The organism is Endozoicomonas sp. GU-1, assembly GCF_027366395.1.
Lineage (GTDB): Bacteria > Pseudomonadota > Gammaproteobacteria > Pseudomonadales > Endozoicomonadaceae > Endozoicomonas.
In genome coordinates, this window is record NZ_CP114771.1 from 6,034,484 (window position 1) to 6,049,115 (window position 14,632).

The 14,632-nt window shown below is 50.2% G+C and carries 17 protein-coding genes; 7 read left to right on the forward strand and 10 right to left on the reverse strand.

Translation table 11 applies throughout. The features are described from left to right. Positions 1-179 precede the first annotated feature (179 nt). The 4 genes from O3276_RS25215 to O3276_RS25230 form a co-directional block, all read right to left on the reverse strand. Entirely contained in the window at positions 180-1,556 is a 1,377-nt protein-coding gene (locus O3276_RS25215; protein WP_269673774.1) for a MutS-related protein, read from the reverse strand. Beyond that, complete coding sequence (locus O3276_RS25220; RefSeq protein ID WP_269673775.1) at positions 1,531-2,130, reverse strand: hypothetical protein; 600 nt, start codon at positions 2,128-2,130, stop codon at positions 1,531-1,533. The genes O3276_RS25215 and O3276_RS25220 overlap by 26 nt, the downstream gene beginning before the upstream one ends. Before the next feature lie 217 nt (positions 2,131-2,347). Further along, positions 2,348-2,974 (reverse strand): L-threonylcarbamoyladenylate synthase, encoded by a 627-nt coding sequence (locus tag O3276_RS25225; RefSeq protein ID WP_269676060.1) that lies wholly within the window; start codon positions 2,972-2,974, stop codon positions 2,348-2,350. A 394-nt stretch (positions 2,975-3,368) separates the two neighbouring features. After that, positions 3,369-4,259, reverse strand: a complete 891-nt coding sequence (locus O3276_RS25230; protein WP_269673776.1) for a PHP domain-containing protein — start codon at positions 4,257-4,259, stop codon at positions 3,369-3,371. A gap of 137 nt (positions 4,260-4,396) precedes the next feature. On the opposite strand from O3276_RS25230, the gene O3276_RS25235 reads away from it, so the two are divergent. Genes O3276_RS25235 through O3276_RS25245 form a run of 3 tightly spaced genes read left to right on the forward strand, consistent with a single transcriptional unit; the run spans position 4,397 to position 5,962 of the window. Continuing rightward, positions 4,397-4,972: a septation protein A gene (locus tag O3276_RS25235; RefSeq protein ID WP_269673777.1), complete on the forward strand. Its 576-nt coding sequence runs from the start codon at positions 4,397-4,399 to the stop codon at positions 4,970-4,972. Then, on the forward strand, positions 4,973-5,272 hold the full coding sequence (locus O3276_RS25240; RefSeq protein ID WP_269673778.1) for a YciI family protein: 300 nt from the start codon (positions 4,973-4,975) through the stop codon (positions 5,270-5,272). It begins immediately after the preceding gene. A 6-nt stretch (positions 5,273-5,278) separates the two neighbouring features. Continuing rightward, entirely contained in the window at positions 5,279-5,962 is a 684-nt protein-coding gene (locus O3276_RS25245; RefSeq protein WP_269673779.1) for a TIGR04211 family SH3 domain-containing protein, read from the forward strand. A 50-nt stretch (positions 5,963-6,012) separates the two neighbouring features. Here O3276_RS25245 and O3276_RS25250 read toward each other — a convergent pair whose 3' ends face one another. Further along, positions 6,013-6,291 (reverse strand): Rdx family protein, encoded by a 279-nt coding sequence (locus O3276_RS25250; RefSeq protein WP_163373176.1) that lies wholly within the window; start codon positions 6,289-6,291, stop codon positions 6,013-6,015. 129 nt (positions 6,292-6,420) lie between these two features. On the opposite strand from O3276_RS25250, the gene O3276_RS25255 reads away from it, so the two are divergent. Both O3276_RS25255 and O3276_RS25260 read left to right on the forward strand, forming a co-directional pair. Further along, a complete protein-coding gene (locus O3276_RS25255; protein ID WP_269673780.1) occupies positions 6,421-7,059 on the forward strand; it encodes an O-methyltransferase in 639 nt (212 codons plus the stop codon). 72 nt (positions 7,060-7,131) lie between these two features. Further along, positions 7,132-7,446, forward strand: coding sequence for a DUF4286 family protein (locus O3276_RS25260; RefSeq protein WP_269673781.1), 315 nt, complete (start codon positions 7,132-7,134; stop codon positions 7,444-7,446). A gap of 87 nt (positions 7,447-7,533) precedes the next feature. Here O3276_RS25260 and O3276_RS25265 read toward each other — a convergent pair whose 3' ends face one another. Together O3276_RS25265 and O3276_RS25270 are read right to left on the reverse strand one after the other, a co-directional pair. Further along, complete coding sequence (locus O3276_RS25265; protein ID WP_269673782.1) at positions 7,534-8,589, reverse strand: ankyrin repeat domain-containing protein; 1,056 nt, start codon at positions 8,587-8,589, stop codon at positions 7,534-7,536. A gap of 25 nt (positions 8,590-8,614) precedes the next feature. Beyond that, positions 8,615-8,863, reverse strand: a complete 249-nt coding sequence (locus O3276_RS25270) for a hypothetical protein (protein ID WP_269673783.1) — start codon at positions 8,861-8,863, stop codon at positions 8,615-8,617. Between the two features lie 86 nt (positions 8,864-8,949). On the opposite strand from O3276_RS25270, the gene O3276_RS25275 reads away from it, so the two are divergent. Next, complete coding sequence (locus tag O3276_RS25275; protein WP_269673784.1) at positions 8,950-9,183, forward strand: hypothetical protein; 234 nt, start codon at positions 8,950-8,952, stop codon at positions 9,181-9,183. 334 nt (positions 9,184-9,517) lie between these two features. Here the strand turns inward: O3276_RS25275 and O3276_RS25280 are convergent, their stop codons facing one another. From O3276_RS25280 to codB, 3 genes are all read right to left on the reverse strand, one after another. After that, positions 9,518-11,206, reverse strand: coding sequence for a hypothetical protein (locus O3276_RS25280; RefSeq protein ID WP_269673785.1), 1,689 nt, complete (start codon positions 11,204-11,206; stop codon positions 9,518-9,520). A gap of 127 nt (positions 11,207-11,333) precedes the next feature. Next, entirely contained in the window at positions 11,334-12,623 is a 1,290-nt protein-coding gene (gene codA / locus O3276_RS25285; protein WP_269673786.1) for a cytosine deaminase, read from the reverse strand. Further along, positions 12,620-13,873: a cytosine permease gene (gene codB, locus O3276_RS25290; RefSeq protein WP_269673787.1), complete on the reverse strand. Its 1,254-nt coding sequence runs from the start codon at positions 13,871-13,873 to the stop codon at positions 12,620-12,622. Before codB ends, codA begins: the two co-directional genes overlap by 4 nt. A 127-nt stretch (positions 13,874-14,000) precedes the next feature. On the opposite strand from codB, the gene O3276_RS25295 reads away from it, so the two are divergent. Further along, entirely contained in the window at positions 14,001-14,531 is a 531-nt protein-coding gene (locus O3276_RS25295; RefSeq protein ID WP_269673788.1) for an acyl-CoA thioesterase, read from the forward strand. The last annotated feature ends 101 nt before the right edge of the window (positions 14,532-14,632 follow it).

Here is a 14,632-nt window from a genome sequence, read left to right on the forward strand (position 1 = left end):
CCCAAATTAGTCCTGAGAGGACAGGGTACGATAGTTTTAATCCAGGGGAAAGAGGGGCAAGACGGTATTGCCTGCCGCGAATTACCGGCTTTAGTGGCCAATAATGTGATGGATCTTTTTGTCAGTATCAAAAGACGGGATGCTCCCCTGAATGAGACATTGATAACACGTTGTTCCGCTTAGAGCCTGCGGTTTTGAAGAGGGTATCGTTCCGGATATTTGATGATGTCAGTGGCGATATCAAGAAATTCTGATTGAATACCCTCATCTTCAAGAATCTTGATGGCAATATGCTGTTCAGAAAAACCGGACTTTAAGAGGTAGTCATAGACCAGTCTGCCGTCACTGGTGATGTCTGCATGAACGTGCATGTTCTGGAATATTCCGGGGTATTCATCAGCCAGCAGTGTGGGTCTGGGGTAGTGGGTTGTGCAGATATTAATGCAGTTGCGGTTGTTGGAAATGATTTTCAGATAGCCATAGGTGCCAGCCTCACCTTCTATCGGATTAGTGCTGCTGAAAATTTCATCCATCAGTGTCAGGCTGAACTGGGACTCTGCCATGTTTTCAATATGGTCCATCAGTTCAATAGCTCTCACCGATTCTGCCTTGAAGGTTGACAGCCCTGCCGCCACCTCTGAGCTGATATCCATGTGAGTATGGATCAGGGAAAACGGGGTTATTTCAATATGGTGCGCTGGTACAATTCCAAAGGTTTGTGCCAGCAGGACGGCAATGGCAATGCCTTCCATATTGGTCGATTTTCCGGCGGCATTGGGGCCTGTAATGATGGTGTTCAACGGCAATTGCGCGCCTATTTCGATACTGTTTGGCACGGCGACTGCTGGTGATAAATGTGGATTCCAGAAGCGGTCGAGTCTCAGGTAGGGTGATGCGTGTTCCGGAATGTATTTTGCAAAGGTAATTGGGTTGCTTTCTCTTTGCTGACCCTGGCTTACCAGTCGGGCAATGGTCAGCCAGGCATCCACTTCACCCACGGCCTTGAGGATGTATAACAGAGAACTTTTGTGCTTCTGCATCAGTTCTAATGCCATGTGGTAGCACCCCATGTGAGAGGTGTAGTAGTGCCAGTTGGAACGGACAGGGCTTTCAGGGGGCTTTTTCAATAGCGCGAGCATTTCCCGGAACTCTTTCGAGTAATCCAGCCTGGCCAGCTCCGGGTAGGATAACAGCACTTCATGAAACGGTGCATGGTCCTCAAGGGTCATCCAGAGTTTTCTGGCTTCAAATAAGGCAAGGCCCGGGCGTCTGCTGCGTTCCATTACGTAGGTGTAATATTTCCTCTCTCTTTTGGCACTTCGTTGTGTCAGATAAAGTGTCAGGCCATAAAGAGTCAAGCCGCTGACCAGATGCAATGGATGTGAAGAATTGTAATACAGGTAGGTAGGCATAAACCCGAGACTCAGCAAATTCAGGCTTTCAATAAAACGACGGGAGGCTTCTTTTTCATTGCTGGTTTTCGGGTTCATACCAAACTGAGTGGTAGCATCCAGGCTCTGGAAAAGTCCTTTATAGACAGTATCGGAGGGGGTCAAGCAGAGATATGATGCCATCCTCATTGGCGGAGAACCGTTGTAAATGATTCTCCAGCCTGGCCATGATTATTGGATTATCGATCAGGTATTGAATGGTGGATTGTCTTTTTTTCAGTACGTTGATATCGGTTGTCGGAGTAATCAGCATATTGGCTAACATGATTTCTCCGGATACGGTAATCGGGGTTCCAAGGCTTTTCAGAATGCTGTGGTCGGGTGACTGCGTTGGTCCATTTAATAAATCCAGGTCTTTAACGGCGTAATGTGTCAGAATTTTGTTTGTGGAACTGGCCTGGTCGACGGTTTGCTGGGTGAGTGATTTTAATACGATTTTTCTTTTTTCTCCGGGTGAAAGAATAATATCAGGAAGTTCACCTTTAACTTCTTTTGATTCAATTTTTTCATTAGAGTCCGGGTAGGCTTGAGAAAAGTGTTGCTGTGATGTTTGATAGGTGTTTTTTATACCAAGTTCAGCCTGAATATCTAAAGGGTGTATAAGAAATCCAAAGATTATTATGAATAATTTATTTTGGTATCTTTTGGTTTCCGGTTTTTTGACTGCAGATATTGGCATGGTTTGATAAATGCTTTGTTGATTGATTTTGGCTATTCACTAATTAATTCTTGATTGATGGATGCAGTGTGGGATTCAGGCTTTTGAATCAGACTACTTATCCTAGACGATTTTTCTGAATAGTAGAAACATAGTTTTTGCTGTTAATTCCACCTCATGGTAAATCATGGATGGTTGTGTGAACTAACAGCCGATACTTGCTTTACCGCAAGAAAAACTAATCAATCATAAAAGGCTCAGGATTACCTTTGCCGACCCTGAGAAGTTCCGGGACATCTTCCATCAGGCTGACCACCGTGGTCGGCTCCATGCCACAGAATCCGCCATCAATAATCAGGTCCAGCTGGGGTTCCAGCGTCATGCGGATATCGTAAGGATCCATCATGGGGAACTCGTCACCAGGCAAGTGGAGTGTTGAACTCATAATGGGGCAGCCCAGCTCGCTGAGCAGTGACTGTACAATGGCACCCTCAGGTACACGTATGCCGATGGTCTTCCTCTTCGGGTGCATCAACCGTCGAGGCACTTCCCTGGACCCTTTCAGAATAAAGGTATAGGGGCCCGGTGTGTGATTTTTCAACATTCGATATTGCGTATTATTCACCTGGGCATAGGTCGCCAGTTCGGAGAGGTCTCTGCAGACCAGGGTAAAATTATGCTTTTCATCCAGCCTGCGAATTTTCCGGATACGCTCAACCGCCTTTTTATCGCCAATGTGACAACCCAGGGCATAGGCAGAGTCGGTAGGGTAGGCGATCACACCACCATCGCGAATAATATCGACAGCCTGACGGATCAGGCGCAGTTGCGGGTTGTCGGGGTGAATCTGAAAGAACTGGCTCATGGCAATCGTCAGCATCAGGGTTATTCACTCTACCTATGGCCCGGGGTGTGGGTGGTGACAAGCAAAAAAGTTTGTCGGCCATAATTCAGAGTGATGAAGGGGTAGAGCCTTCAGCAAAAAAGGGTCTTCAGCTTAAAAGAGCCTTTAGCTAAAAAAATAGCCTTCAGCCGAAAGAGTAATGCTTCAGCGAAAGAGCACGGTGGTGATTGCGCAAAAGCGGTGGCGCATCATAACACTGAGGTCAACAGGAAAGAAGAGCTGGCCAGCGGAAGTCGCCGGGATACAGAAAGCACTCCGGTGGGGCTCACATTTTGTTTGTGATCACTCACGGGTGTTACTGATGAATCAGACAACACGGCGATGATTACAACTTCTTCCCCGGCCACAGCAGGCGCTATGTCCAGATATCCCAAACCGGTTTCAGGTTGGCAGGGAGAGAGGGAGGCAGTCGACCAATATCAACCCATGGGTAGTCCGGGTTATGAAAATCGCTGCCCTGTGATGCCATCAGGTTAAACTCCCGGCAATAGCGTGCCATTTGCTCTACCTGACTGTGTGGGTGGTTAGAGCCCTGAACCTCCATGGCGTGCCCGCCTGCCAGGGTAAAGTCTTTGATCAGTGCCCGGAGTTTGGTGGCGGTCATCCGGTATTTTCCGGGGTGGGCAAGAACGGCCGTTCCTCCCAATGCCCGGATCCAGGCGACGCCCTGGCTCATCTTTGGCCAGAAGGCTTTAAGGTTGCCAATTTTGCTGTTATCGAGGTACTTGCGAAACGCAGCATCCATATCATGGCATCGTGCTTCACTGATCAGCCAGCGGGCAAAGTGTGGTCGCCCAATCTGCACGTCGTCCGGTTTCAGCATAAAGCCATGATGGCTGTTTTGCTGTTGTTCAACTGCAACCTCAAGGACTTTGCGGAAAATCTGATCGGCATTCCATTCTGGCAAACGGCGGGCCAGCCGTTCGGCAATATGATGTGAGCGTTTTCTGCGTGACTCGCCCTGGGCTTTTATGACCAGCTCCAGGTCCTGGTGATCAAGGGAGAAATTCAAACCGACAATATGAATTTCAGCACCCGACCAGGTAGTGGAGAGCTCAATGCCGGTGATTAATCGAATATCCCCCTCAGGCTGGTGGTCTCTCAGGAAGTAGTGGGCAGCAACGGTGTCATGATCGGTAATGGCCAGGGTATGGACCTGTCGTTCCTGAGCCCGGAGGTAGAGTTCAACTGGGTCAAGAGTTCCATCGGAAGCGGTGGTGTGGCTGTGTAAATCAATGGAAATCAAAATTGCCTCTTACCCTGAAATTCAATTAGTTTATTATGTAGTTTGACTGTTATTGCCAGCAGGCTCAAACTCCCTAACCGTTATTCAATAACGGGGTGATAAGTTGGTGCCTCCTATTCTACTCTGATTGGCCAAATATGAAGCAAATAATTGACTTTATTCCTCTGATTCTTTTCTTTGTTGTCTATAAAATGGACCCGAGAACGGTCAGTCTGGGGGCAAATGACTTTGAACTGGGCGGACCGTTCAGCGCAACACTGGTGTTGATGGTTACTTCCGTTCTGGTGTACGGCAGCCTGTATCTGAAAAACCGTGCGCTGGAAAAAAGCCATGTGGTTACTCTCGCGGCGGTTATGCTGTTTGGGGGCATGACACTGACGTTTCACGATGAAGCTTTTTTGAAGTGGAAAACCCCCATCGTCAACTGGATCTTTGCGGTTGCTTTTCTGGGCAGTCAGTTTATTGGTGAAAAGACCCTGCTGGAGCGGATGATGGGACACGCCCTGACACTGCCGGACAATATCTGGCTCAAGATGAACATCAGCTGGGTGATATTTTTCATTCTTCTGGGGGCGGCCAACCTGTTTGTGGCCTTTACCTTCCACGATATCTGGGTGGACTTTAAAGTGTTCGGCAGCCTTATTCTGACATTCCTGTTTGTGATTGGTCAGTTTCTGGTGATTTCAAAACATATTCAGACTGAGGAGAAATAAATGCTCTACGCTATTTTCAGTGAAGATGTCGATAATAGCCTGCCCTTGCGCATGAAGGCGCGCCCCGCACACCTTGAGCGGCTTCAGCAATTAAAGGATAAAGGGCAGCTGGTGCTGGCCGGCCCTTGTCCTGCCATAGACAGCAATGATCCGGGAGAGGCTGGTTTTACCGGGAGTCTGGTGGTTGCCGAATTTGCCAGCTTAACCGAAGCCCGGGCCTGGGCAGATGCAGATCCCTATATTGAGGCTGGCGTTTATCGACAGGTTATCGTTAAGCCATTTAAAAAAGTTCTGCCGTGATTTGAGATGCTGATACCTGTGAAAATGCAAAAACATTGGCTGGCTGTTCTGTTCGGGTTGTTATGGATCGGGCAGGTCTGTGCAGAGACACGATATATCACTGATATTACCTATGTGCCTATGCGCAGCGGACCCGGTAATGAATACCGGATTCTGCACCGTGGACTGAAGACCGGTACTTCGCTGTTACTGCTGGAAGAAAATGCTGGCAAGGGCTTCAGTAAAGTGAAATACGGTGATCAGGAAGGTTATGTACCGACACAATATCTGATGACCAACCCACCGGCTTTTCGCCAGTTACCCTCGGCCCTGGATCGGGCCAGTAAAATGGCGGCGGACAATAAAGCGCTGGAAAAACGCCTGATTGAACGGGATGGTCAGCTGCAAGAGGTAACCTCCGAACTCAGCAAGGCGGATAATAAACTGGATCGCCAGCAGATAGAGCTGAAACGACTTCAGGATATTTCTGCTGAGCCCCTGGCGATAGACCGTCGTAACCAGCAGCTGGTTGAGGAAAACGAACGGCTGAAGAACCAGTTGCAGGTGCTGCAGGCGGAAAACCGTCAGCTGCTCAGAGACACCAGCCTGCGCTGGTATCTCTTTGGTGGTGGTACAATACTGCTGGGTATTCTGCTTGGTTTGTTCCTGCCGATGTTGAAAATCCGCAAGAAAGAGAGCGCCTGGGTTTAGGGTTCATCTTAGAGTTTCCAGAGGTGAGGTTAGAATGAATCTGACCTCCCTCAGCGGTCGTTGTGGCCAAGGTCTCTTTCAGGGGCAATTACGTCCCTGACTTTCTGTTTGATTTCCTTGGGTTGGGGAAAACCGCCATTCTTTTTCCGTTCCCAGATCTCTTCGCCATTGAGCCTGATGATGAAGATGCCCCCTGTTCCCGGCTTTAACCGAACTTCCCCTATATCAGTACTGAAGGTACTTAGCAGCTCCTGTGCCAGCCAGGCAGAACGCAACAGCCATTGGCATTGACTGCAGTACTCTATCTCAATAACGGGCTTTTCTGTCATGGCTCCCTCGCTTAAAATTCGCCGCTGATTTTTTCAACGCCTGATAAGTTGCGGCCTCATCTTCATGGAGAGTGCCCTTTTTATCAAGGTTCTTTTATTAAGGTTCTTTTATCAAGAAAGGTACAGTGCATGGATTGGATGGTTGATCCGGCAATAGAAAACTATTGCCAGACGATGACGTCCGGTGAGTCTCCGCTTCTGGCCGAGCTGGCTCAGGCCACGGTGGACAGAACCCGTTACCCCGTTAACCTCTCCGGTCGGCTGGTAGGGCAGACCCTGAAAATGCTGGTTAAGATCAGCCGCAGTAAAACCGTGCTGGAAATTGGTATGTTTACCGGTTATGCAGCGCTATCCATGGCAGAAGGTTTGCCTGATGATGGCGTGGTGTATGCCTGTGAAACCAACCCACGGTCCATTGCCATTGGCCAGGAGTTTTTTGACCGGTCTCCCCATGGTCATAAAGTCAAAGTGCTCTTTGGCAAGGCACTGGATACTATCCCGGAATTAACAGCGGAAAAACTGGACCTGGTGTTTCTTGATGCCGACAAGAAGAAGTACCACGATTATCTGGAACTGGTACTGCCCATGCTGAACCCTCACGGGCTTGTGGTGATTGATGATGCCCTCTGGAAAGGGAAGGTGCTTGACCCTCAGGAGGAGCGTGATCAGGTGATTGCCGATCTGAATCGTTACATTTATCAGCACCCAAACCTTGAGAGTGTGCTGCTGCCCATCCGGCATGGTTTAAATATTGTGCGCAAAGTCTGACCTTCTGCCTTTCTGCCATTTATCCACTATTATCCATTACTGGCAACTGGGTATTTAAGAAGGGGGGCGTTCATGATTATCTATGAAGTCAATTGTCTGGTGGATAATGAAATTGTGGATGAGTTCAGGGCCTGGCTAAAGCCACATGTTGATGCCGTGCTCAAGGCTGAAGGGTTTCACAGTGCAGAAATGCTGAAGCTGACGGTCGATGATCAGCTGACGGCACGACCTTATTCAACCGGTTTTTCCATTCGCTATCGAGTGTCCGGGCAGGGTGCGCTGGATCACTACCTGGCACATCTTGCCCCTGCACTTCGCCAGGAGGGCATTGATACGTTTGGCCATCAGTTCACAGCATATCGTCGTGTATTAAAGGAAGGTGCCTGATCGTCACAACCGGGGCCGGGCAGAGAAAATCAGGTCAGTTATTTCTGGACTGCTTTTTGGATTACTCGCTCATAGGCTGCCCAGACATCAGAGCAGATGTCCCGGGGGTTGACCAGCTGGAATTCCAGGAGAATGAGCCTGCAACTGTTCAGCCTCGAGAATATTCTCCATATAAAACTTTTGCCATGGACCATCAGGATAGCCGCAATCCTTAAAGTATTTACGCGTCAGGCTATCATTGCTATCCAATTGCTTCTTATAGTCTGACAATGCCAGGACCGGATCAATTTTTCGCCGCTTTGCGTAAACTGCCATCATGGAATTGTCAGCTTCATTCAAGGCAATTCTGCGCCTTTCAAGCAATAAATCCTTAATCAGGTCAACCGGAGTCTTCCCGCTCTCATCCGGCTGATGCAGTGTTGATAGTCCAGTACCCGCAAGCTGCTCTTTCAGCAGAAACTCAAAGACCTCCGGATCTGGCTGCTGTGCAGCGTGATGCAGCAGATTGCTTTGATTGTTTGTGCGGTGCATCAGAAAGCTTTGGGAGTAAAGTTGGCGAAATTCATGACAGAGATAATCACAAAGCTCGGAGACTACATCAAGGTTGCTCCTGGCCGCAGCCAGGCTTAATGTACTATTGCCGGTGTTATTCACCATATCGGCAATTTTTCCGGCGCTGAGAAGTGCGTTAATGAGTCTTATAGCCCCGGCATTCCAGCCATTAGACAGGGCAAAATGCAATGGAGGGTCACCGTTCATGGCAGGCATTTTCTTATCACCCGCAGTAACGGCCAGTTCATTCACATCAATGACAGCGGTGCATTGATCAATCATGTTCCACCATTGAGGGGCTTCAAGCGCGGCTTCCAACAGCTCGTTATTCTTCGCCAGGCAGGCAATATGAAACGGGTTAAGCTGATGGGGCAGGTTCCAGCTATCCACCAGGGAACCATCGGGAGCAAGCAACTCGGACGCAACGGCCCTGGCGTTGCCAATGAACTCGTCTATCTCTGCCGACTTCAGAAACCTGCTCGCTGCCTCAGTGAATTCAGGCACCGCTGTGATCTTATCATGAGGTTGATGAACGGGGTCCGGGTTGACAGTATCACGGGGCAAATGAAAGACACCTCCAACACGATTCATAACAGGCTCCAGGGTTAAATTCTTCTTAAGCATCCGGACAGGCGCTGTCCAATTCCCTGGCATTCAATGCCAGCTGAGTATAAAAAATGGCTTTTTGAAGTAACCAGCCGCCGCATTCACAAACCTTAACCACCGCATCCGGTGTGACCGGCTGGCCATTCAACAGCATGCCCTTCAGGCAACAATGCGCTTTGAAGCGCGCCAGCTCCAGCACAGCCCCGGTTGCCTCATAACCCTTAACTACCGCATCCGGTAAGACCTGCTGACCATTCAAGGTCAGGCCCCTCAGGCAACATCTTCCTTAAAGCGCACCAAGGCTAATTTGCACTTATTGTTTCGATCCGGTTTACGGTTGAATTCTTGAATGACCTGATCCGGGGTAACTTTTCTATTGCCATGGAGAATGCTCTGCAAGCACAGTTTTTGCAGGAAGAAGCCAGGTCGAAGGGACGTTGTATCATTCCCATAGGCGTTGAGCACAACAGCGGAGGTGACTTTACGACCCTGAAATGGTTGTTTTTCCCAAAAGGCATCTTCAACGCATTTACTATCCACATGGAGAGGCGTCGTACTTCTCTGAGACTGATGGTTTGATACTCGTTTACCGTTAAATGCACTTCGGGAGCGGTGAGGAGTCCTGCCTGAACCAGCTCGTTGATTAATCGATCCCGAAGGGTAGAAAGGTGGTGCTGTTGCTCTCAGAATGAAACCTTGCACGCATGGAATGGAAATTTCGGAATTTGACCTCAAAATAATTATTAGGTTCCATTAATGGTATCCTTCTATCAATGAAGTCCAGATTCCGTTCAGGGTGAACGGAAATAGTATTCATCGAACTCATTGGAATGTGATGTGCTGGCCCAATGAAACAGGAAGGCAGGAATACGCCTTCCTTTCGGTTTTCTAACTGATGTTTGTGCCTTGAAGCTCAATCACCAGGCGTCGCTCCTACAGGCTCAAAATAGCGGTAGAATGTCAGTGATCTGCCATCGCGGATAAGGCTGCTCAGATAGCCCGATTTAAAGACGGGGTAAACTGCCGCCTTGCCAGTGATATACCAGACGGGCATTGACGTTTTTGCCGCCAGATACAGCGGCAGCGTTTCACCGGTTGCCTGGAATTCCAAAGAACCTGCCGGTTTATTGATCATCACATCCTCTATGGTTGTCAGTCCGACGGTACTGAGTGCCAGCAGTGGAATACGGTCCTGATCTGTCATCCCTCCGGTAGTTACTGCATCCGCATAGGCCTGGTCACTGAGCTGTCCCAGCTGTTCCAAGGTAATGCTGCCCAGACAGGCCATATTGCTGCCACGTCCCACCGAGACAAAATGACCCACCTGGCAATGATTCAGCATGGCCTGATAGTTTTCCTCCGGGGATGCATTTTGAGTGGTCATGATCAGACGGTTTTTGATGCCTTCTTCAACCTGGTGAACAGAAAATCTGGGAAGCCATTTGCCAAAAGGCTGAATGAGCTTCAGTACAAAAGTGGAAGCGTCCATCCCCCTTTCGCCGTCAGGGCCAATGGTTCCTTCGCCAAAGGCAAAGTAACGGTTCTCATTGTGTTCCGGCGCAACATAGTCTGACGGGTATTTTAACAGGGTATTACTCAGCTGGTTCAGATAGTTCCGGTAACTCAGGGGAAGTGGTACTTGTATCACCTGATTATCCAGTTTCCCCGCAGGATCAACCGATAATTCCACCGGGGACAGTTGGGCAGAATAAAGCCGTAACTCTGATGATTCTATCTGCCGGGATGCCGGAGGTTGATGGTTTCGCGCAGCGAAAAAGTACCTGCCACTCAGGCTGTATACCGGGGTGCCTAAAGGCAACCGCTGGTTCAGGTCCTGACTTCTGACCCGGCTGGTGACGGTCAGTTTCAGTTGGTTATCAGGATCCCGGGATGAAGCGGGAAGTTCACCCGCCAGCGAGTCATCAACAAAGGCGATATGCCTTGCCTTGGTGAACTTGAGGCCAAACTCCGGACGCCACAGTGCAACCCAGCTATCTTCGGCAGACTCCAGACCTGCTGAGTCAATCGTCGTTAACTGACCAAGCACAAAGACCGGGGTATTTCTCAGAATAAGCGTACTGGATGATTTCTGGTTAGCGGCAACATTGGAAGCCTGAGCCAGATTATTGGTAAAAAAGACATCACTGGGGAAAAACTGCGCATCAGCATCGGCGATGGTGATGGCCCGGGCTCTGGGATGAAACCTCTGAAGATATTGAGTCTGCTGAACCCGTTCTAACAGCTGCTGGCGTTCAGCTTCGGTAATCCGGTGGCCAGAGGCATCAAAATTATTGCTGATAGCGCCAATGACCACTCTGGCAGCCGTCTGGGTGATAGAGCCGTACTGCTGTTGGTAAGTGGCAAGGGCTTCGTCCACTTTCTGTTGGTTCCAGGGAGCGAGCAGCCACTCCTGCAGATTATTGTCGCCGATTTCCCATCGGACTGTTGCATCCCGGGGGTTGATTCCCTGCATTTCTGCGATGGTATGGACATCCTGCAGCCCTTTATAAACTGTGCCCTGTTGGTCTGCTTCAGGATAAGCGGCGGCGAGTCCGGTTATCCCGCAAAGGAGAGTGAAAATCAGCCATCTTGTTATTGCCATCGGTACTTCCTCAGTGAATCCAGCGTTTCTTGAAGCCTCAGACAATATAGACAGATAAATGGGGAAAGGGTTGCAAATGGCGCGAAGAAAGTGACTGCTCCACGGAATATGGGGAGCAGTGGACCGGTTAAATCGACCAGCTCAGGTCAATATCCCTGGACCGGCCAGAGTGATAGAGCCTGGTTCGGGCTGGCTCGGTGCTGGCAATCAACTTGCCTCGGCGAATAGAATGAGTGACCGCAGCCTGGCGGCGCACTGCATCAAACACGCTCTCGGAGTCCAGCATAATAAGGTTTGCCGGTTTACCGACCGCAATACCGTACTGGTCGTGAATATTCAGGCAGCGGGCGCTGTTGTGGGTAATCAGGTCTATGCCCCGGTTAATCTGGTCAAAGCCGGTGAGCTGGCAGCCGACCAGACCGGTGAACAGCACCAGCAGCATATTACCGCCCTGCATGGGGAACCACTGATCGACAATGTCGTCCTGACCAAAGCAGGCGTTAACCCCGGCTTCCAGCAACTCAGGGATGCGCGTAATCCCCCGGCGCTTTGGATAGCTGTCCATGCGCCCCTGTAAATTCAGGTTGGTGACCGGGTTGGCAATAAAGTGAATACCGGAGTTTTTCAGCAGGCGCATCAATTTAACCACATAGGCATTGCTGTAAGAGTGCATGGCCGTGGTATGGCTGGCGGTGACCCGCTGCCCCATGGCACGTTCCAGGGCCAGGGTGGCGACGGTTTCGACAAAGCGTGACTGGTCATCATCAATTTCATCACAGTGGATGTCGATCAGGCGATCGTATTTCCCGGCCAGATCAAACACCGTTTTCAGGGACTCAATGCCGTATTCACGGGTGTATTCAAAGTGTGGGATACCGCCAACGGCTTCTGCCCCAAGCTTCAGGGCCTCTTCCAGCAATTCAGCCCCTTTGGGGAAGGAGGGAATGCCTTCCTGGGGGAAGGCGACCAGCTGAATATCAATCAGCTCCCGCATCTCTTCTCTCAGTTCCAGCAGAGCCTGCAAAGCGGTGAGCGATGGGTCAGTGGTATCCACATGGCTGCGAACGTGCTGAACCCCCTGGGCGATATACCACTCCAGGGCTTTTGCGGCCCGGTTTTTAACATCGTCACGGGTCAGCGTTTTTTTCCGTTCCGACCAGTTGTGAATGCCTTCGAACAAAGTGCCGCTGCGGTTCCACACCGTCTCTCCGGCGGTCAGAGCGGTATCCAGGTGCACATGTGGGTCGATAAATGGCGGCAGGACCAGCCGTCCATGACCGTCGATGACCTCCACTCCCTCGTTCCGGGCAGTATTTCGGACCGGGGCAACAGGCGTGATGGCAGTGAACATGCCATTGTCCATGTCAATATCAAACAGGCCCTCTTGCTGGTGCAGGCGGACGTTTTCAAGTCTCATAACGAAGTCTCAGCGTGAGCCATGCGGCCCTGAAAAATGGGCGCTTTCTGGAGCAGGACATGGCTGATAGCCGCCACCACAACACCATTGATGGGGGCAATCCCTGGCAGCAGGCTTGCCGCGGCAATGCCGACAACCCAGGCGATCAGTGCCGACGGGTTGATCGTGGCAAAAGAGGCTTGTTGATAGTCCGGGTAATGGCCTTTTCTTACCAGAAAGTAATCAGCCAGCAGAATGGCACCAACGGGTGGCAGTGCAGAACTCAACAGGCCCAGCCATCCGACAAAGTGGTTGTAGAGCCACAGGGCAAACAAGGTTCCCAGGACACCGTTGATCATCACGATCAGGTTTTTGCTCTTGCCGGTAATACTGGCAAAGCCCAGGCCGGAAACGTACAGGGCATTATCGTTGGTGGTCCAGATATTCAGGCCCAGTGTGATCACGGCTGGCAAAATCAAACCCTGCAAAAACATCACCTCGGTGATATCCGCCTGACCGGTCACCATGGAACCGATGGCACCAAAGGTGAACATCAGGCTGTTGCCAAGGAAGAAGGCAATCAGTGTTGCACTGACCGCAATTTTCGGTGTGCGGGCAAAGCGGGTAAAATCCGCGGTTAAGGAACCACCACTGATAAACGATCCGATACAGATACTGACAGCGCTGGCAAAGGTAATAGTGGCGGCCGGTTCAATGGCCATCAATGCCGACAGGCCACCGGCGCTCTCCACGGCTTCCCTGACCGAAAAACCACCCAGCAGGGCAATGGCGGGCACGGCGATAAAACTGAGAATGGTCAGTGCCTTGAAACCGAAAAAAGCGGTGACGGTCATCAGGAATCCGGAAATTAACACCAGAATCTCCGTGTTAATTCCGGTGGCCTTGTTCACCGGCAGGGCAAACATGGCCACGCCCACACCGAACCAGCCCACCTGGGTAGCGGCCAGCACCAGGGAGGTCAGCTTACCGCCGATTTTACCAAAAGCGTATTCAGAGAGAAGGTGAGTGGAAAGGCCGGTTTTACTGCCCATCCAGGCGAGACCTGACGTGTAGGCACCGAGCAGAAGGTTGCCGATCATCACTGTGATCAGAAAGCTGGAAAAGTCCAGACCTTGTCCCAGGGTGCCGCCGGACCACATGCTGGCTGAGAAGAAGGTAAAACCAACCATGACCACCAAAATGGGGAAGAAGCCTTTACGGGCTGCGGCAGATACGGGAGCGTGAGCGTAATCCTGAGAATATTCCGACATTGGTCCTCCAATAAAGAAACAGGTTGAGGGCCTGATAGCCGGATAATCATGTTAACAGAACGGTCATTCGAAGTCAGTCAATGATAAACCGAAGCTGATTGCGGAAATTACCGTAGGATGGAACCTGTTGTTAATTGCCCGAATTCCCTTTATGGTTGCACGCGCATGCCTGTTAAATGCACACAATAATAGCAAGAAAAAAGGAGTAATTACTGTGGAGCACCTGCTGGAAGACTATCCCGTTATCACTGAAATACCCGTAGCCTGGGGGGATATGGATGCCCTTCAGCATGTCAATAATGTCGTGTATTTCCGTTATTTTGAATCAGCCCGGATCGATTATTTCGGCAAAATGCAGATGATGGAACAAGCGAAAGGCAGTGGTATTGGCCCGGTGATCAGTCATACCCAATGCTTTTACAAGGTTCCGGTTACCTATCCAGACACCTTGCTGGTGGGCTCAAGAGTTCGTGATGTGCAGGAAGACCGTTTTACCATGGAGTATGCGATTTTCAGTAAAAGCCTGAACAAAGTGACCACAACCGGTACCGCAACGGGCGTTATGTTTAACTTTTTGACCAATCGCAAGACCAGCATTCCAGAGGAAGTAAAAGCCCATATTCAGACAATTGAAGCGGGCGGGATAGCAAGTAGCTAACTTCATCGAACTTTTTCACAGTTCACAGGGCAATATCGGGGATATTGGCAATGAACTAATGTGACTGTTCATTGTCCAAACTCTGGCGAGAAAATTTTTTG